Origin of the sequence: Brenneria uluponensis (assembly GCF_032395385.1) — a bacterium.
GTDB lineage: Bacteria > Pseudomonadota > Gammaproteobacteria > Enterobacterales > Enterobacteriaceae > Prodigiosinella > Prodigiosinella aquatilis.
The window spans coordinates 3,121,843-3,140,114 of sequence record NZ_CP135917.1 but is presented as its reverse complement, the minus strand read 5'-3'; the positions used below and the strand labels follow the sequence as shown (position 1 = coordinate 3,140,114).

General features: G+C 50.4%; 16 protein-coding genes and 1 riboswitch. Of the genes, 9 read left to right on the top strand and 7 right to left on the bottom strand.

Annotation, left to right across the window (positions count from 1 at the left end; translation table 11 throughout):
* Nucleotides 1-528 precede the first annotated feature (528 nt).
* A complete protein-coding gene (uvrB, locus tag RS889_RS14705; protein ID WP_021015409.1) occupies nucleotides 529-2,541 on the top strand; it encodes an excinuclease ABC subunit UvrB in 2,013 nt (670 codons plus the stop codon).
* On the opposite strand, the gene yvcK is transcribed toward uvrB, so the two are convergent.
* A complete protein-coding gene (yvcK, locus tag RS889_RS14700; protein WP_315707807.1) occupies nucleotides 2,542-3,492 on the bottom strand; it encodes a uridine diphosphate-N-acetylglucosamine-binding protein YvcK in 951 nt (316 codons plus the stop codon).
* Between the two features lie 396 nt (nucleotides 3,493-3,888).
* A riboswitch (molybdenum cofactor riboswitch) is annotated at nucleotides 3,889-4,036 on the top strand.
* On the opposite strand from yvcK, the gene moaA reads away from it, so the two are divergent.
* The 6 genes from moaA to RS889_RS14670 all read left to right on the top strand — a co-directional run bounded on the left by moaA (nucleotide 4,024) and on the right by RS889_RS14670 (nucleotide 7,736).
* Entirely contained in the window at nucleotides 4,024-5,013 is a 990-nt protein-coding gene (gene moaA / locus RS889_RS14695; RefSeq protein WP_315707806.1) for a GTP 3',8-cyclase MoaA, read from the top strand. Its footprint overlaps the riboswitch before it by 13 nt.
* Before the next feature lie 33 nt (nucleotides 5,014-5,046).
* The gene (gene moaB / locus RS889_RS14690) at nucleotides 5,047-5,559 is read left to right on the top strand and encodes a molybdenum cofactor biosynthesis protein B (protein WP_315707805.1); all 513 of its coding nucleotides are present in this window, start codon (nucleotides 5,047-5,049) and stop codon (nucleotides 5,557-5,559) included.
* 8 nt (nucleotides 5,560-5,567) lie between these two features.
* Nucleotides 5,568-6,065: a cyclic pyranopterin monophosphate synthase MoaC gene (gene moaC / locus RS889_RS14685; RefSeq protein ID WP_315707804.1), complete on the top strand. Its 498-nt coding sequence runs from the start codon at nucleotides 5,568-5,570 to the stop codon at nucleotides 6,063-6,065.
* The gene (gene moaD / locus RS889_RS14680; RefSeq protein WP_021015414.1) at nucleotides 6,062-6,307 is read left to right on the top strand and encodes a molybdopterin synthase sulfur carrier subunit; all 246 of its coding nucleotides are present in this window, start codon (nucleotides 6,062-6,064) and stop codon (nucleotides 6,305-6,307) included. Before moaC ends, moaD begins: the two co-directional genes overlap by 4 nt.
* Nucleotides 6,308-6,309: 2 nt before the next feature.
* Nucleotides 6,310-6,762, top strand: a complete 453-nt coding sequence (moaE, locus tag RS889_RS14675) for a molybdopterin synthase catalytic subunit MoaE (protein WP_315711066.1) — start codon at nucleotides 6,310-6,312, stop codon at nucleotides 6,760-6,762.
* A gap of 263 nt (nucleotides 6,763-7,025) precedes the next feature.
* Complete coding sequence (locus RS889_RS14670) at nucleotides 7,026-7,736, top strand: Bax inhibitor-1/YccA family protein (protein ID WP_315707803.1); 711 nt, start codon at nucleotides 7,026-7,028, stop codon at nucleotides 7,734-7,736.
* Between the two features lie 62 nt (nucleotides 7,737-7,798).
* On the opposite strand, the gene clsB is transcribed toward RS889_RS14670, so the two are convergent.
* The 5 genes from clsB to hlyD form a co-directional block, all read right to left on the bottom strand.
* On the bottom strand, nucleotides 7,799-9,043 hold the full coding sequence (gene clsB / locus RS889_RS14665; RefSeq protein ID WP_315707802.1) for a cardiolipin synthase ClsB: 1,245 nt from the start codon (nucleotides 9,041-9,043) through the stop codon (nucleotides 7,799-7,801).
* Between the two features lie 68 nt (nucleotides 9,044-9,111).
* Nucleotides 9,112-10,218 carry an ABC transporter permease gene (locus RS889_RS14660; protein WP_315707801.1) on the bottom strand — a complete coding sequence of 369 codons (1,107 nt, stop codon included), beginning with the start codon at nucleotides 10,216-10,218 and terminating at the stop codon, nucleotides 9,112-9,114.
* 9 nt (nucleotides 10,219-10,227) lie between these two features.
* Complete coding sequence (locus tag RS889_RS14655; protein ID WP_315707800.1) at nucleotides 10,228-11,400, bottom strand: ABC transporter permease; 1,173 nt, start codon at nucleotides 11,398-11,400, stop codon at nucleotides 10,228-10,230.
* Entirely contained in the window at nucleotides 11,357-13,120 is a 1,764-nt protein-coding gene (locus RS889_RS14650; protein ID WP_021015420.1) for an ATP-binding cassette domain-containing protein, read from the bottom strand. Before RS889_RS14650 ends, RS889_RS14655 begins: the two co-directional genes overlap by 44 nt.
* Nucleotides 13,107-14,111 (bottom strand): secretion protein HlyD, encoded by a 1,005-nt coding sequence (gene hlyD, locus RS889_RS14645; RefSeq protein WP_315707799.1) that lies wholly within the window; start codon nucleotides 14,109-14,111, stop codon nucleotides 13,107-13,109. The genes RS889_RS14650 and hlyD overlap by 14 nt, the downstream gene beginning before the upstream one ends.
* Nucleotides 14,112-14,583: 472 nt before the next feature.
* Between hlyD and rhlE the strand changes: the two genes are divergently transcribed.
* Nucleotides 14,584-15,948, top strand: a complete 1,365-nt coding sequence (rhlE, locus tag RS889_RS14640; protein ID WP_315707798.1) for an ATP-dependent RNA helicase RhlE — start codon at nucleotides 14,584-14,586, stop codon at nucleotides 15,946-15,948.
* A gap of 144 nt (nucleotides 15,949-16,092) precedes the next feature.
* On the opposite strand, the gene RS889_RS14635 is transcribed toward rhlE, so the two are convergent.
* A complete protein-coding gene (locus tag RS889_RS14635; RefSeq protein WP_315707797.1) occupies nucleotides 16,093-16,578 on the bottom strand; it encodes a DUF2127 domain-containing protein in 486 nt (161 codons plus the stop codon).
* Nucleotides 16,579-16,758: 180 nt separating this feature from the next.
* On the opposite strand from RS889_RS14635, the gene dusC reads away from it, so the two are divergent.
* Nucleotides 16,759-17,694, top strand: coding sequence for a tRNA dihydrouridine(16) synthase DusC (dusC, locus tag RS889_RS14630; protein WP_315707796.1), 936 nt, complete (start codon nucleotides 16,759-16,761; stop codon nucleotides 17,692-17,694).
* Nucleotides 17,695-18,272: the final 578 nt, after the last annotated feature.

The window sequence follows — 18,272 nt, the reverse complement described above, 5'->3', positions numbered from 1 at the left end:
GGGAATTTATTTATCAATATATCTGTCATAACTTAAATATGTTGTAATGATGATTCTCAATATAGTCACGATCACTTCTTTATGTATCTTGATGGTTACTGTCATAAGAGTCAGAATACATTTCACCCTTATCAAGAACGTTAATATAGTGATGGGGACACGATATGAAATGTATTTCATCGGAACGAAAAGTCCCGCCGCATTGACCAAAATGTTGCCACGTATAACGTGAATGTTACCTCAGTTGCGCAAATGAATGGGGATATTGAAAGTGACTTTATATCGCTGGTGTAATCAGGCAAAAGCAGAGGGGAAAATAGAAAATAGTGTCGGGTGCGGACAAAACAGCAACCATGGTCAGCACAAGGCTACCACAAGCCGCGGGAGATTCACTCGGTTGTCGTCTTCCTGTACTGGGTATATATTCAGTATTATGTGAGTGGTAACATCGATGGCGGATTTTCATAATGCAGAGTGTCTGTTATCGTCGTCCTAGTTCTGTCGTTTTTTCATCAGGTATCCCCGGCTATGAGCAAAGTATTTAAACTGTATTCGGATTTTCAACCCGCAGGCGATCAACCTGAGGCTATTCGCCGGTTGGAGGAAGGGCTGGAGGATGGGTTGGCGCATCAGACCTTGTTGGGGGTAACGGGGTCCGGTAAGACGTTCACTATTGCCAACGTGGTTGCGGATCTCAACCGCCCGACGATGGTGCTGGCGCCGAACAAGACGTTGGCGGCCCAGCTTTATAGTGAAATGAAATCGTTTTTCCCGGACAACGCCGTGGAATATTTCGTTTCTTATTATGATTACTATCAACCCGAAGCCTATGTTCCGAGTTCGGATACCTTCATTGAGAAAGACGCTTCGGTCAACGAACATATTGAGCAGATGCGGTTATCCGCCACCAAAGCGTTGCTGGAACGGCGCGATGTTGTAGTGGTGGCATCGGTATCAGCCATTTATGGTCTGGGTGATCCAGATCTTTATCTGAAAATGATGCTGCATCTGACTCAAGGCATGCTGATTGACCAGCGAGCCATTTTGCGTCGGTTGTCCGAATTGCAGTACGCCCGTAATGATCAGGTTTTTCAGCGCGGCACGTTTCGTGTCCGGGGCGATGTTATCGATATTTTTCCGGCTGAATCGGATGAAGTCGCGCTGCGCATCGAACTATTTGATGAAGAAGTGGAGCGGTTGTCGCTGTTTGATTCACTCACCGGGCAGATCATGCAAAATGTGCCACGCTACACCATTTATCCCAAGACACATTATGTGACGCCGCGCGAACGCATTCTGCAAGCGATGGAAGATATAAAGGTTGAGCTGGTTGACCGTCGTAAGGTGTTGCTGGACAACAATAAATTGGTAGAAGAGCAACGTCTGAGCCAGCGAACCCAATTTGATCTGGAGATGATGAATGAACTGGGTTATTGCTCAGGGATTGAAAACTACTCACGCTTCCTCTCTGGTCGCGGTCCGGGCGAGCCGCCTCCTACCTTATTTGACTATCTGCCAGCCGATGGTTTGTTGGTCATTGACGAATCACACGTAACCATTCCGCAACTGGGGGGAATGTACCGTGGCGATCGGGCGCGTAAAGAGACACTGGTGGAGTACGGTTTTCGTCTGCCGTCGGCGTTGGATAACCGGCCGATGCGGTTTGAGGAGTTTGAGTCGCTGGCGCCGCAAACCATCTACGTTTCGGCGACGCCAGGTAAGTACGAGCTGGAAAAATCCGGTGGTGAGGTGATCGATCAAGTCGTGCGTCCTACCGGTTTGTTGGATCCGGAAATTGAAATCCGACCAGTAACGACGCAGGTGGATGACCTGTTGTCGGAAATCCGTAAACGCGCCGTCATTAATGAGCGGGTGCTGGTCACCACACTGACCAAACGCATGGCGGAGGATTTGACCGAGTATCTGGAAGAGCATGGCGAACGGGTGCGCTATCTTCACTCTGATATCGACACGGTTGAACGGGTGGAAATCATCCGGGATCTGCGATTGGGTGAGTTTGATGTGCTAGTGGGGATTAACCTGTTGCGGGAAGGACTGGATATTCCGGAAGTATCTCTGGTGGCAATCCTGGATGCCGATAAGGAGGGTTTCCTGCGCTCCGAGCGGTCACTGATTCAGACCATTGGCCGTGCTGCCCGTAATCTTAAGGGGCGAGCCATTCTTTACGCGGATAAAATCACGCCGTCGATGGAGAGGGCGATTAGTGAAACGCAACGCCGCCGCGAAAAACAGCGGGAATATAATGAAAAACATGGCATTACACCTCAGGGCCTTAATAAGAAAGTTGGCGATATATTGCAGATTGGTCAGTCTGCCCACGGTAGAGGTAAAGGTCGCAGCAGGAAAGCGGCTGAACCGGTAGCCGAGTATCAGCTACTGACGCCGAAAGCGCTGGAGCATAAAATTCACGAACTGGAGAGTAAGATGATGATGCATGCGCAAAACCTGGAATTTGAGGAGGCGGCACAATTGCGTGATCAGGTTCATGCATTACGGGAACAATTTATCGCAGTGTCCTGATTATCTTACTATCGCTGACAACTCGTCGGCGCTGAATGTGCAAACTTCCAGTAACGGTAACACTCGTTCCAGCGCTTTGCGCAGCAGTTGCCGGTCATGATGATGTGGCATATCGGTAGCTTCCAGAGGCTGTTGAATGATAACTCGTCCCGTTATCAGACTGACATCCACCTGTGGGCTGACCACAACAGCGTCAACAATTCTGCGTCCTACTTTGGTTTCAATAATCGACAGCTTTTGCAATAGCGTCAGGTTCGCGGCGGGCTGATTGAGCTCTCTGCTCAGATTACCGATATAGACCATGGGGGCTTGGGTTTGGCGTAGCGCCCAGGTTAAATCGTCCAGCAATAGCAGCGGCATTAGGCTGGTCAGAAAACTGCCAGGGCCGATCAGTATCAAGTCGGCTTCGGCGATGGCCTCCAGGGCTTCCGGAGTGGCAGACACTGCTGGATATAACATCAACTCCTGCGGCAAAACAGACAGTTTATCGATTTCCACTTCGCCGTACACCTGATCTCCCTGAGCATCAATCGCCAGCAGATCTGCCGGGTGTTCGGACATGGGAATCAGGGACGCGTCTACGTTGAGCAAATTACGGATCAGATTAATGGCTTCCAGTGGGCGCACACTCAGGTTGTCGAGTGCTTTAAGCATCAGGTTTCCTAAATTATGCCCCGCCAGTTCGCCCTTGCCATGAAAGCGGTATTCAAACATGGCGGAAGCCACGCTAGGTGTGGTGATGAGCTGATTCAGGCAATTACGGGTATCTCCCCAGGCAATGCCGCCCTCGGAACGACGAATCCTGCCCGTTGAACCGCCATTATCGGTCGTGGTGACAATCCCCGTTAGCCGGGAACCCAGAAAGGAGAGCGATGACATCACGCGTCCCAGTCCATGTCCACCACCTAAAGCCACCACGCGATCAAGGTCAGTCAACGTGCGATTACTCATAGATACCCTTATCGAATTTATGTAAAAAATGGCGCGATGATATATATCAGAAAGGGGACTGAATCTGAATCAGAGTCGACTGTTTATTTATTTGCCATAAGTCGATGTGCTGAATAACCCTTGATATAACCTTAGCCAATTTGTTACCAAACGTGCGAATTTTTAACATACATAGAGTGATTATGATCGTGAGTACAAAAATGGAAAATGTCGTGTGGAGCATGACCTGAAACAAACCGAGAGCAGTTTTTTCCGGTATGCTATCAGGACATAAAGTGAAGAAAATCCGTTATATACACAACTATATACCGTATTTTCAATGACTATCTGTCGATTTTGGCGATAGACTTTACGATGTAATCAAGGTTCTGTGGTGACATCTGTCAAGACAGTTGCTATAGGATCAAACTCCTAGCCTTGGTGCCTACGTTATGTATGAGTTTGCATAATAGGGTGCCCTGGCCGTGGCTCTTGTGGTCACCAGGGTGCAGGGTAGAAATGCCGGCATCTCCCGTATTTGGAAAGGTGTTTATGGTGAGTCAACTGACTGATGCGTTTGCGCGCAAGTTTTACTATCTGCGTCTGTCGATTACGGATGTTTGCAATTTTCGCTGTACCTACTGTCTGCCTGATGGTTATCAATCCCATGGACTTAACCCCCACACTTTTTTATCGCTAGACGAAATTTGCCGTGTCAGCCGTGCTTTTGCGGCACTGGGTACGGAAAAGGTGCGTTTAACCGGCGGTGAACCGTCACTGCGCCGTGATTTTGTCGACATCATTGCCGCAATTCGTGAAAACCCGGCTATTCACACGTTAGCGGTCACCACCAATGGTTATCGGCTGACGCGTGATGTGGCCCAATGGCGTGATGCGGGACTGACAGCACTGAATGTCAGCGTGGACAGCCTTGATGCCCGTCAGTTTCATGCCATTACCGGGCAGGACAAGTTTCGTCAGGTCATGGCGGGTATTGATGCGGCGTTTGTCTGCGGATTCAGTAAGGTCAAGGTCAATACCGTATTGATGCGGGATGTCAATGACGGCAGCCTGGATACGTTTCTGGCCTGGATTAAACCACGGCCGATACAACTGAGGTTTATCGAATTGATGGAAACCGGGGATGGGCGGGAACTGTTTCGCCGTCACCATGTTTCTGGCAAAGTGCTCCGCGATCGCCTGTTATTGCAAGGCTGGCAGCGGCAAGAACGTCAACGCAGCGATGGCCCGGCACAGGTGTTTTGTCATCCTGATTATCAAGGTGAAATCGGCCTGATCATGCCATATGAAAAAGATTTCTGTCAGAGTTGTAACCGGCTGCGAGTTTCAGCGATCGGTAACCTTCATTTGTGCCTGTTTGGCGAACAGGGAATCCCATTACGCGATCTGCTGGCCGATGACGGGCAGCTTGACGATTTGAAGATGCGGATTTCCGGTGGGTTGCTGATGAAAAAGCAGACCCATTTCCTGCATGATGGCAATAGCGGTATCACGCAGAATCTGTCCTTTATTGGCGGTTGATACTGCCGTTCATTGATTTGTAAGGAGCCAGTTATGAGTAAGGTCAGCAGTGAGTTTATCCCGTTGCGTATTGCGGTGCTGACGATCTCCGCGCATCGCACTGAGGCTGATGATACCTCGGGAGATTATCTGCGCGAAGTGGCGCAGGAGGCAGGCCATCAGATTATTGCCAGCGCGATAGTAAAAGAGAATCTATACCAGATTCGTGCCCAGATTTCTGCCTGGATCGCCAGTGATGACGTGCAGGTGATTCTGATCAATGGTGGAACCGGGTTTACACCGGGTGATGTGGTGCCAGAGGCCATCAGCGTTTTGTTTGATCGTGAAATGGAAGGATTTGGTGAATTGTTCCGTATGGCATCGTATGAAGAGATCGGTACCGCGACCATTCAGTCGCGGGCGATTGCCGGGCTGGCAAATTGTACAGTGATATTTGCCATGCCGGGGTCGACCAAAGCCTGTCGTACCGCCTGGGAACGCATCATTCAGGAGCAGCTCGATGCACGCCAGAAACCCTGCAATGTTCATCCACATCTGAAGAAATAGCGGTAACTATGACACAACTGACGCAGACACAACTGACTCACATTAATGCCGCAGGAGAAGCCATCATGGTGGATGTTTCCGCCAAGGTGGAGACGGTACGGGAAGCCCGCGCCGAGGCATTCGTGGAAATGGCGCCGCAGACGCTGGCCATGATTATCGATGGCCGTCATCACAAAGGTGATGTGTTTGCTACCGCCCGCATCGCGGGAATTCAGGCGGCAAAACGTACCTGGGAGTTAATTCCGCTATGCCACCCTCTATTATTGAGTAAGGTCGCGGTGGAGCTGGAAGCTCAACCCGAGCACAATCGGGTGCGCATTGAATCGGTGTGTCGTCTGACCGGTAAGACCGGTGTGGAAATGGAAGCGCTGACGGCGGCATTTGTGGCGGCGCTGACTATCTATGACATGTGCAAGGCGGTACAAAAAGATATGGTGATTGGCCCGGTACGGCTGTTGTCGAAGAGTGGGGGTAAATCCGGCGATTTTAAGGCGGACGTAGCATGATTAACGTACTGTTTTTTGCGCAGGTTCGGGAATTGACCGGAACCGGGCAACTTGCTCTGCCCGCTGACTATGCCACGGTTGAGGTGTTGCGCCAGGCATTGTGTGAGCAAGGGGATCGCTGGGCGCTGGCGCTGGAAGAGGGCAAGCTGCTGACCGCGGTGAATCAGTCGCTGGTGGACATGCACCATCCGTTGCAGGATGGGGATGAAGTGGCATTTTTCCCGCCAGTGACGGGAGGCTGATGATGGAGCAGACACGCATTCATGTAGGTGAAGCCGGGTTTAATGTCGGCGAAGAGTATAACTGGCTGGCCCAGTGTGACGAAGATGGTGCCGTGGTCACCTTTACCGGCAAAGTGCGTAACCACAATTTAGGTGAACACGTCAGTGCGTTAACGCTGGAGCATTATCCCGGCATGACGGAAAAAGCGCTGGCGGACATCGTGGCTGAGGCCCGTTCCCGCTGGCCGTTACAACGCGTCAGTGTCATTCATCGTATCGGGGCGCTTTATCCTGGCGATGAAATCGTGTTTGTCGGTGTGACCGGCGCGCATCGCAGTACCGCCTTTGATGCCGCTCAGTTCATTATGGACTATTTGAAAACCCGCGCCCCATTCTGGAAACGGGAAGCGACGCCAGAGGGTGATCGCTGGATCGAGTCTCACGATAGCGACAAACAGGCTGCCGAACGCTGGTGATATCAGTGCAAGGTGCGGATGTCCGGCCAAATATATGTTATGGCGAATGACCGTCAGTAGTCCAGCACCACAATCATGCACTCATCGTTCTGATCTATTGCGGGGCAGAGTGGGTAAGTCTGCCGAGGATATCTCAATTCAGAGATTATCTCTGCGAGCAGGTCTTTGGGGTTACCTATTGCTGTGGTATTTTGTGTTAAGCTATGGACGAAGAGGTGGGCTCATCGAGTCCCGTGTGTTTCACTTAAAGTAAAGGTAGCATCATGGATCGATATCCACGTTCCAACGATTCGATTGTCCAGCGGGTTGGCACCGGCATACAAGCCTATATGGCGCAGGTGTATGGCTGGATGACCTGTGGCCTGTTGCTGACGGCGTTTGTCGCCTGGTATACAGCACATACGCCTGCGGTACTCCATCTGGTATTTTCCAGTCAGATCACCTTTTTTGGTTTGATCATTGCGCAACTGGGGCTGGTATTTGTGATTTCCGGCATGGTGCAACGCCTTAGCGGTGCAGTGGCCACCAGCCTGTTCATGCTTTATTCCGCGCTGACCGGTCTGACTATCTCCAGTATTTTTGTTCTTTATTCCGGTGCATCCATCGCCAGTACGTTTTTGATTACGGCGGGCATGTTTGGCGCCATGAGCCTGTATGGTTATACCACCAAGCGTGATTTGAGCGGTATGGGCAGTATGCTGTTTATGGCGCTGATTGGTATTGTGCTGGCGTCGGTAGTGAATTTTTGGCTGAAGAGTGAAGCGCTGATGTGGGCGGTGACCTATATCGGTGTGATTGTGTTCGTGGGCCTGACAGCTTATGACACTCAGAAACTGAAAAACATTGGTGAACAGCTTTCTGAGGATGATAAAGATAGCTTCCGCAAATACTCCATTGTGGGGGCGTTGACGCTGTATCTGGACTTCATCAACCTGTTCCTGATGTTGTTGCGTATTTTTGGCAACCGCCGCTGATGACCGAATCATTGTGATGAAAATGGGGCCAATTGGCCCCATTTTTTTGGTATGACTCAGTATTATATCTCTTTATTGTCGGTTTCAACATGCTCTGGTTTCATCTCTTCCAACGTGGCTGATTTTGATGATCTAACCAGTGATAACCGGGGAACATGTGCCGGGAACCAGCCGACCATCGCCGGGAAATGGCGCAGAAAATGGAATACCACAACATTTTTGATGAATTGCCAGTGAGTGCGTTTAGGCAACTGATCGGCATCAATCAGATGGCAATCATCATTGATGATTTGCTGAAGATTGTCGCGGAGCTGCTGGTTGAAGTCGCGATCATGAATGAACAGATTCGCCTCCAGATTCAGCGCCAGACTTAACGGGTCGAGGTTACTGGAACCGACCGTGGTCCAATGGTCGTCCTGAACAGCCACTTTGCCGTGTAAGGGGCGACGCTGATACTCATAGATTTCTACTCCGGCAGCCATCAGATAGCGATAAAGCAGGCGTGCGCCTGTCCGGACGATAGGAATGTCGGGGTGCCCCTGAATGATCAGTTTGACTCTCACGTTGCGCCGTGAAGCGCTACGCATGGCCCGCAGTAACCGGTAGCCAGGGAAAAAGTAGGCGTTGGCAATAATAATTTCACGTTTGGCCTGGCGCAGCATATACAGATAATGTTTTTCAATATCGTTACGGTGTTCGCCGTTATCCCGATAAACGAACAGGGCTTGTGCATCGCCAGGGTTTTTATTGCGAATCGGACGACGAAATCGGTGTCGCCACCATTGCCGCGGCTCCTTTTTACCGGACAGCATCGCGAGCGCGTTGCGGTAGATGTCATCCACGATCGGACCTCGGACTTTCACTGCATAATCCTGCTTGGCGTCTGGACCATAATCGATCATCTGTTCAGCGGAATAATTAATCCCACCGATGTAGGCCATTTCACCGTCAACAACCACGATTTTGCGATGTAGGCGACGAAACAGATTGGTTCTCATGCCAAAGAAGCGTGGCTGTGGATCGTAGAAGCGCACGCGCACGCCAGCGTTAATCAGGGGGGCAAGAAACACGGCGGATAAATCATGGGAACCGTAGTCATCCACCGTAACATCGATACTGACGCCATTCTGTGCAGCAGTGAGCAAGGCGGACTGCAATTGATATCCTACATTGTCTTCATGCCAGATAAATGTTTCCAGTACTACCCGGCTACGGGCCTGACGAATAGCAGTAAACACACTGGGGTAAAATTCGTCACCGTTCACCAGCAGTTCAATCTGGTTGTCGTCGCGCCACGCCATTTTCATCAGTTGTGTTCCTGCTATAAGTCAGTGTTGTCAGTATGCCGTACCGTGCATTGCATTTGTTCTGTGTTTTATGCAATTTTGCGTCGGAACATCCAGTAGGCCACACTGCCCGTCGTGGCGGTGATCACCAGCAACGGCCACAGGCTATGCCAGATAATGTCAAAGCTGGCATCTTTCAGGTAAATCTGTTTGGTGATGTCGGTAAAATGTCGGATAGGGTTAACCCAGGTGATATTTTGCAACCATTGCGGCATATTTTCCACCGGTGAAACATAACCGGAGAGCAGTATCGCTGGCATCATAAAGACAAATACCCCGATAAACGCCTGCTGTTGAGTAGAGCACAGTGAGGAGATCAGCAGGCCGAATCCGACCAGCGACAACCCGTAAATCAGCATAGAGGCATAAAACAGCAGCAACGAGCCGGCAAACGGGATGCGATACGCCAGAATGCCTGCCGCCAGCACAATCGAGGCTTGAAACGTGGCGACAATGAGCGCGGGTATGGCCTTGCCGACGAAAATTTGCCAGGTGGAGAGTGGTGAAACCAGTAACTGTTCCAGCGTTCCCTGCTCACGTTCTCTGGCCACGGAAAGGGATGTCACAATCAGCACGCCAATGGTGGTGATCATGGCGATAAGTGATGGCACTACAAACCATTTGTAATTCAGATTGGGATTGTACCAGTTACGAACGACCAGCTCGCTGTTATTAAGGCGGGTTTGGTCATTCGTCAGTTCCAACTGGTAATTCCGTACGATGTGTTGTATATCGTTGGCGGCAATTTGGGCGCTGTTAGAGTGTCGGCCATCCAGTATTACCTGGAGTGCGGTGCTATTGCCGCTGGCCAGATTGCGGGAAAATTGCGGAGGAAAGCGGATCAGCAGTAAAGCTCGCTGGTTATCCAATGTGGGGACTATTTCCTGTGGGCTATGTAACATCACCACATGGGAAAATGCCTTGGCTTCGGCAAACCGTTGTGTCAGTTCTATCGATGCCTGGCCGTTATCTTCGCTGTATATGGCGATGGTCGCGTTGGTCACATCCAACGTAGCCGCAAATGGGAACAGTACAACCTGAATGATCACCGGCATTATCAAAATGGTCCGGGTTTGTGGTTCTCGCAGCAGTGACTGTAATTCCTTTCTTATCAGTGTCCACAGACGATAAAACATAATGGATCCCTAATCCAGCCTGCGCCGGGTTTGCCAGGCGGTCAGACCAATAAAAATGACGGCGGAAGCAATCAGAAATAGCAAGTTGACGACCAGTACGCTGCCGATATTGCCGGCCAGAAACAGGGTCTGTAGCGTACTGACAAAATAGCGGGCCGGTATGATATAGGACACGGCTCGTACCAGTTCGGGCATACTGTCGATTTCAAACACAAATCCTGAGAGCATCACGGCTGGCAAAAAGGCGGCATTCAGCGCCACCATCGCGGCATTGAACTGGTTGCGGGTGAGGGTGGAAATCAACAGCCCCATCCCTAAAGTACAGGCCAAGAACAGACTGCTGATGCCGAACAGTAACCACAAAGATCCCCGGTATGGTACGCCTAGCACGAACACGGATACCACCATGCACAGCACCATGACGGCCATACCAAGAACATAGTACGGTAACAGTTTGCTCAGCAGAAGTTCGGCACGTGTTACCTGCGTTGACAGCAAGGCCTCCATGGTGCCTCGCTCCCATTCGCGGGCAATCACCAAAGACGTCAGGATGGCGCCAATTACCGTCATGATGATGGTAATGGCACCGGGGATAATAAAGTGTTTGCTGATGGCCGCGGGGTTAAACCAGTAGCGTGTCTGTACCTCAATCGGTAATTCGAATTCCTGTCCCCGGTCGCTGGCACGTTGTTGCTGCCAGATTTGCCATACTCCTTCGGCATAACCTTGTACGAAATTGGCGGTGTTAGGCTCGCTGCCATCCGTGATCACCTGTATTGGCGCACTAACCCGAGGTCGGGCCATCTGTTCGGCAAAGTCGCTGGGAATGACGATCAATCCGCGGATACGGCCTGCCTGCATGAGAGAAATCAGATAGGGTCGATTATCGCTGATAGTGGGTTCCAGATATGGCGATCCGGCAAAGGCACGAACCAGGCTGTGAGCATCGTCGCTCTGTTGTTCCACTAAGATGCCGACATGCAGATTGCTGGAATCAAGGTTGATACCATAGCCGAAAATAAACAGCAGCATTAGCGGAATCACAAAGGCGATCAATCCACTGCTGGGATCGCGCAGAATCTGGCGGGTTTCCTTCAGGCACAGTGCCCGCAGGCGACGCCAGGAAAAGCGGGTGTCATCATGGGGTTGAAACATGGGACGATTCCTCAGCTTCCTCATCATATTCCTGTACCAACGCGATAAACGCCTGCTCCATCGTGGGATCGGAAAGCGTATCACTGGCGACCTGCTGTTTGAGGTCGTCTGGTGTACCGTTGGCAATCAGTTTTCCATGGTAAATCAATCCGATACGATCACAATATTCAGCCTCATCCATAAAATGGGTGGTTACCATCACCGTGACACCTTTATCTACCATACCGTTAATATGCAGCCAAAACTCCCGGCGGGTGATCGGGTCGACACCGGATGTTGGTTCATCCAGAAACAGAATGTCGGGTTCATGCATCAGGGCGCAGGCTAACGCCAGCCGTTGTTTGAAACCCAGCGGCAATGAGTCGGGGGTTTGGTGGTAGATAGGCCGGAAATTGAAGGCTTCGGTCATTTCCGTCATTTTTTCCTGTTGACGCGTGCCGCGCAGACCATAGACACCGGAAAAAAATCGCAGATTCTGTTCCACCGTCAGGTTGCCGTATAGCGAGAATTTTTGCGCCATATAGCCCAGATGCTGACGCACCTTGCCAGAACCGGTTTTCAGGTCCATATCCAGCACCAGGGCTTTACCCGACGTGGGCACCAGGAGTCCGCACATCATTTTGAATGTGGTAGACTTTCCCGCGCCATTAGGGCCAAGCAGGCCGAATATTTCTCCGCGTTTTACGCTAAAGTTCACATGATCGGTGGCGGTGAAGTCACCAAATTTTTTCGTTAGTTGTTGAGCTTCAATCACCGTTTCGTCTGCGTGAATCTCAATCTGTGGCATGATTTTTGCCAATGACGACGTTTCGGCCGGGCCACCGCCCAATAGGTCGATAAACGCATCTTCAAAACGAGGTTCTGTGTTCTCTACACTGTCTGGCGATAACGCCAGTGCCTGAAACAGTGCTTCCCGATCGGCGTCTGGTTTCAGGATCAACCGGACAGAGCGTCCCTGGATCACCCCGTCACTGACCTGTGGCTGACACAGTGCCTTTTGCAGTAACTGTCGATGGCTGCCGGTCATACTATTGACCAATATACTGCGACCGGACATTTTTTGGGTGAGATCCTGCGGTGGGCCACGATATAAGAGTTCACCTTCGTTAAGCAGCAGAATATCGCGGCACTGTTCGGCTTCGTCCAGATATGAGGTGCTCCATAAAATCAACATACCGTCGTCAGCGAGTTCATGCACCATCCGCCACAGCTCACGTCGGGAGATAGGGTCAACACCCACGCCGGGTTCATCCAGGAGTAACACATTGGGTTGACCCAACAGCGTACAGGCCAGCCCCAGTTTCTGTTTCATACCACCAGAGAGTTTGCCCGCCAGCCGTTTAGTAAAGTGGGTGAGATCGGTGAAGGCCAACAATTGTTCAAATGTCGTACGCCGCTTCTCGCCAGTGATGCCACGCAAATCGGCATAGAGCGTCAGGTTTTCTATTACCGTCAAATCTTCATATAACCCGAATTTTTGCGGCATATAACCTAAAATGGCGCGTAGCTGACGATCGTCTGCCACCGGATCCAGTTCCATGACCCGCATAGTGCCCGAACTGGGGGTTAGTAGTCCGGCCAACATGCGCAACAGTGTCGTTTTTCCGGCACCATCCGGCCCCACCAGACCGGTTACTGCACCGCTATCGATCTCTGCTGTCAGACGGGCCAATGCCGGTTTTTCTTGTCCGGGGAAGCTTTTTTCCAGCGCCTCAAAAATGATTCGCGTGGAATTATTTTCCGGCATGCTGACTATCCTGTGCAAAACGTAATGTTACCGGCATTCCCTGGCGTAAGCCGTTGTCCGCATCGTTCACGATGATACGCAAACGGTATACCAGTGCAGTGCGCAGATCTTCTGTCTCAACATTCTTTGGCGTGAATTCGGCACTGGGAGAAACGAACCCAACTTTACCGTGATAGGGTTTGTCTGGCCGGCCGTCGGTATAAATCAGTACCTCACGACCCGGCACCGTACGGCCGAGATTGACTTCACTGACGTAAGCGCGGATCCAGACCGGTCGTGTCAGCGACAGCGTAAATACAGTGCTGCCTGAGCTGAGCATACTGCCCGCTTCGGCGGCGCGGGTAAGGATGACTCCGGCGGAAGGCGAATGCAGCTTCGTATCCTGTAAATTCAGCATCGCCTGTGCCTGAGCAGCCTCGGCTTGCGCTAGCGAGGCTTTGGACGCTGCTATTTCCTGAGGTCGGTTACCCCGCTCATACTGGCTCAGCTTTTCTAACGCCGCTTGCAGATTAGCCCGGTCCTGATCCTTCGAGGCTCTGGCGTCTTCCAGCGTATCGGCGGAAATGGTGTGCTTTTTCCATAGTTCGAGTTGGCGTTGATAGAAGCTGTTGGCATAATCATAAGCGGCTTTTGTCTGCGCGGCCTGAGAACGCACCTGCGCTATTTCTTCGCTGCGATACCCCTCTTGCAATAACGCCAGTTGTGCACGGGCATTGGCAGTATCCGCTTCGGCCTCATGCAATGCATTCTGGTAGGGAGCGCTGTCCAGTTGCGCCAGCAGTTGCCCTGGTTGGATGGTGTCGCCTTCATCGACTTTCAGATCTGCCAGCCGTCCGTCGACCCGGAATCCCAGATTGACAGTGCGAATGTCCACGTTGCCATAGAGCGTAAGCGGCTGTTCCTGATGCTGGCGATAGAGGGTTACGCCATAAGTAACGACGACGATCAACACCAGACCAATAACTACCATTATCCCTGTTTTTTTGTTCATGGTTCTCCCGGTTCCTCGTTATCACCTTGATAATTCAATCCATTGTTAAGGATTAGTCTGTTAATCAGAATCGGCCGCTATCAGGCTGCGTCGGAGAGTAACGACGGGTGACTATGGCGCAGGTAGTCAGCGTTTACCTGTCAGCGGTAATACTTTTAGTGTATACGCCTTTATCAGAATTTGGTGGTCACTATCGCGTAAAAGTTATGCCAATGGATTGATATTAATCAGATCGTGATGGATAGTTGTGAGTCGGTTGAGTAAAGAAAATGTGATTTACATAGAAAAATTCTTGAAACCGGCGGTTTTCTGTTACAATCGCCCGCAGTTATGCACCGTAGTTTGTGCCCATTCACCGAGATTATCGCGCATGCGTGCTGGAATGACATGCCGCGCTAACCCCGTCTTGATATCACCCTGGAAACTACACCGGCTTGTGCTCGGTCAGGGTTGATCTGGAGTTGTTCTCTTTATGTCTTTTGAATCTCTCAGCCTGAGCGCTGATATTTTGCGTGCTGTGGAAGAGCAGGGTTACCGCGAACCGACACCGATACAGCGTCAGGCAATCCCGATTGTGCTGGCAGGCCGTGACCTGATGGCCAGCGCACAGACCGGCACGGGTAAAACCGCCGGTTTCACGCTGCCCTTGTTGCAATTACTCAGCACTAAACCAGCTCCCAAAGGGCGTCGTCCGGTACGGGCGCTGATCCTGACTCCAACCCGTGAACTGGCAGCACAGATTGGTGAAAACGTTCTGGCGTATAGCAAATATCTACATCTTCGTTCACTGGTGGTTTTCGGTGGTGTCAGCATTAATCCACAGATGATGAAGCTGCGTGGCGGCGTCGATATTCTGATCGCCACGCCGGGACGATTGCTGGATCTGGAGCACCAGAACGCGGTTGATTTGTCACAGGTGGAAATCCTGGTGTTGGATGAAGCCGACCGGATGCTGGATATGGGCTTTATTCACGATATACGCCGCGTACTGGCAAAATTACCGGCCAAACGTCAGAACCTGCTGTTTTCTGCAACGTTCTCGGATGAAATCAGAACACTGGCCAGTAAATGGTTAACCAACCCGGCATCGGTGGAAGTGGCGCGTCGCAATACGCCATCTGAACTGGTGGCGCAGCATGTGCATTTTGTTGATAAGAAACGCAAACGGGAATTGCTTTCCTATTTGATTGGCAAACACAACTGGCAGCAGGTACTGGTTTTTACCCGTACCAAACACGGTGCTAACCATTTGGCCGAGTTGTTGAATAAAGATGGTATTACCGCCACGGCCATTCATGGTAATAAAAGTCAGGGTGCTCGTACCCGGGCGTTGGCAAATTTCAAAGACGGAGGCATCCGCGTACTGGTTGCCACGGATATTGCCGCTCGTGGGCTGGATATCGACCAGTTACCCCATGTGGTGAACTATGAGTTACCGAACGTGCCGGAAGATTATGTCCATCGTATTGGTCGTACCGGGCGAGCGGAAGCAACTGGTGAAGCACTGTCACTGGTGTGTGTGGATGAGCACAAGTTGCTACGGGATATTGAGCGGCTGTTGAATCGTGAAATTCCCCGTATAGCGATTGACGGTTATGAGCCGGACCCGACGATTAAAGCCGACCCGATCCAGAATGGCCGTCAAGGTGGCCGTGATAGTCGTGCCAGCGCACCGCGTAGCCAGGGTGATCGCCAGGGACCGCGCGGGCAGGGCGATCATTCCCGTTCGGCGCGTAAACCCGCGACGTCTCGACCAGCAGGAGCCGGTCAGCGCCAGCAGGATGGACAACCGCGTCGTTCACCGCGTCCGCAACAGAAATCTTCAGCAAAAGCTTAACAGTATAAAGGAGCCAATAGGCTCCTTTTTTATGATCTGCCAACTGAATATGGGATAGCTTGTCTGAACAATGTGTCTGGGTAATCGGCCTATATAGATTTGGACTGTTTTTCCTGTAGCGTGTCAGCGTCATTACCCAATATATTATCTTTGTTCTTCAGGCGATAAATAGCGCAAATTCTGGTACTCAAACCATGTCAAGCCAATAACCACAACATCCAGTAGACTGATTAACAGTAATAACCACGAGTGGGTAAAACTGTATCGATAGAGTTGATAAATAATGAGAATGCAGAATATGGCGATGGCAATCGGGTAATAATGTAATTTTTTTCGCCAAAGCCCGCCGATGAGCCACAGTTTAATCACTCCATGACTTAATAGATAAAATGCAGTGAACATCTGACTGGTTACGGATAGGCCATGTGCGGTATGCATCAAATAGGTGGCTATAACATCATGGGGATCTTCGGTTAGTTCGATGTGTGTAATGGATTCCACCAGATTGAGAATATATTGCTTTGACACAAAGTAAGTGAAAATACCAGCGGCAATTTCAGAGACGGCAAGCAGCGCCTTGAAAAGTAAACTTATCTCAAAAGCCACGTGGATACTTTTTCTACTAATCAAGTTATCTCCCTCCGTTTTTACTTGCGTATTTTATGGCATAATTATCGTACAAAGTCGTCAATCGGTTAGACAGTAGGGTAATAACATCATTTAACCGATAAGTGCCTGTCTCATTATTTCCATTGCGTTGTTTTGCCTACCAACAGTACCATTGCCTGCCGTTATTGATTGAGTTGAATTATGCGCGTTTTACTGGCCCCGATGGAAGGTGTGCTAGATTCCCTGGTTCGGGAATTGCTTACCGAAGTGAACGACTATGATCTGTGCATCACCGAATTTTTGCGAGTGGTGGACCAACGCTTGCCAGTAAAGTCGTTCTATCGTATTTGTCCGGAACTACAACACGCCAGCCAGACGCCTTCCGGGACACCCGTCCGGGTACAACTGCTAGGACAATATCCACAGTGGTTGGCGGAGAACGCTGCCCGGGCAGTAGAGTTAGGATCCTGGGGTGTTGATCTCAACTGCGGCTGTCCGTCAAAATTGGTGAACGGCAGTGGCGGTGGAGCAACGTTGTTAAAGGATCCCGAGCTGATTTATCAAGCCGCCAAAGCCATACGTGACGCGGTACCTGAACATTTGCCGGTCACGGTGAAAGTCCGTTTGGGGTGGGATAGCGGTGACGCACGGTTTGAGATTGCTGACGCGGTACAGCAAGCGGGAGCCAGTGAGCTGGCGGTTCATGGTCGCACCAAAGAAGATGGCTACCGTTCTGATCGCATCAATTGGCAGGCAATCGGTGAAATTCGCCAGCGCCTGCGCATTCCGGTGATCGCTAATGGTGACATTCGGGATTGGGAAAGTGCACAGGCGTGTATAACAATAACCGGTTGTGATGCGGTGATGATTGGTCGTGGCGCATTGAATGTGCCCAATCTTGGTCGGGTGATTAAATATAATGAACCTCGGATGCCATGGACACAGGTGTTGGCGCTACTACAAAAATATGTTCGGCTGGAGAAACAAGGGGATACCGGCATGTATCACGTCGCCCGCATCAAACAGTGGCTGGGATATTTACGTCAAGAATATGCAGAAGCGACTGGGTTGTTTAGTGAGATTCGGTCATTGAACCGCTCTGCGGCCATTGCGCAGGTTATTAATGTTGCTTGTTGAAGTGGAGTTTTGCCTATTTTCAACATGTTCCGGATGAGGTAAGAACATGGCAGAAACCCAGATCGTCTTTGAAATGAAAATTTACACAGCTATTTGCACTGAGTTTACAAATTAATGTCGGAGAGATTGTATTATCACTCTTTCGTATCTATACATAGTTAGCGAATGGGCGTTTTCGTTGATATGTCTTTCTGAGGAGTAGATCAGCGCACTGAGCTTTACTGTCCATTTATCCATAACGTATGGACAAAACACTGGCAGAACGAGACAACCTTTACTTGAGTAAGCGTATCAGGATTTTTTGTTTGTGCTCTCCTGCCACTCGAAATTTATTGGGTACATTCGTTGGCACATTAGTGGAGGGGGAATGAATTTTTTATTAAATAAAATTATTGAGTAAACACTAGCTCTTGCTTAAGGTATAAGATTACTACTTGATTTTATAGCACTATCAGTAAGTTGTCCGATAGTAACCAACAAGTAAATACATTAAGGCATGTACCAATATACTGTTATGATAGAGTTTTTATTTTATCAGGTTAAATAAGAATTATTATCTGTAATAGTATATTCCCGGT

Excerpts from the sequence above, each read along its gene's own strand:
- hlyD (WP_315707799.1), bottom strand. The coding sequence starts at position 14,111 with ATGAACAAAAAAACAGGGATAATGGTAGTTATTGGTCTGGTGTTGATC.
- uvrB (WP_021015409.1), top strand. The coding sequence starts at position 529 with ATGAGCAAAGTATTTAAACTGTATTCGGATTTTCAACCCGCAGGCGAT.
- yvcK (WP_315707807.1), bottom strand. The coding sequence starts at position 3,492 with ATGAGTAATCGCACGTTGACTGACCTTGATCGCGTGGTGGCTTTAGGT.
- RS889_RS14650 (WP_021015420.1), bottom strand. The coding sequence starts at position 13,120 with ATGCCGGAAAATAATTCCACGCGAATCATTTTTGAGGCGCTGGAAAAA.
- moaC (WP_315707804.1), top strand. The coding sequence starts at position 5,568 with ATGACACAACTGACGCAGACACAACTGACTCACATTAATGCCGCAGGA.
- clsB (WP_315707802.1), bottom strand. The coding sequence starts at position 9,043 with ATGAAAATGGCGTGGCGCGACGACAACCAGATTGAACTGCTGGTGAAC.
- dusC (WP_315707796.1), top strand. The coding sequence starts at position 16,759 with ATGCGCGTTTTACTGGCCCCGATGGAAGGTGTGCTAGATTCCCTGGTT.
- rhlE (WP_315707798.1), top strand. The coding sequence starts at position 14,584 with ATGTCTTTTGAATCTCTCAGCCTGAGCGCTGATATTTTGCGTGCTGTG.
- moaB (WP_315707805.1), top strand. The coding sequence starts at position 5,047 with ATGAGTAAGGTCAGCAGTGAGTTTATCCCGTTGCGTATTGCGGTGCTG.
- RS889_RS14660 (WP_315707801.1), bottom strand. The coding sequence starts at position 10,218 with ATGTTTTATCGTCTGTGGACACTGATAAGAAAGGAATTACAGTCACTG.
- moaA (WP_315707806.1), top strand. The coding sequence starts at position 4,024 with ATGGTGAGTCAACTGACTGATGCGTTTGCGCGCAAGTTTTACTATCTG.
- RS889_RS14655 (WP_315707800.1), bottom strand. The coding sequence starts at position 11,400 with ATGATGAGGAAGCTGAGGAATCGTCCCATGTTTCAACCCCATGATGAC.
- moaE (WP_315711066.1), top strand. The coding sequence starts at position 6,310 with ATGGAGCAGACACGCATTCATGTAGGTGAAGCCGGGTTTAATGTCGGC.
- moaD (WP_021015414.1), top strand. The coding sequence starts at position 6,062 with ATGATTAACGTACTGTTTTTTGCGCAGGTTCGGGAATTGACCGGAACC.
- RS889_RS14670 (WP_315707803.1), top strand. The coding sequence starts at position 7,026 with ATGGATCGATATCCACGTTCCAACGATTCGATTGTCCAGCGGGTTGGC.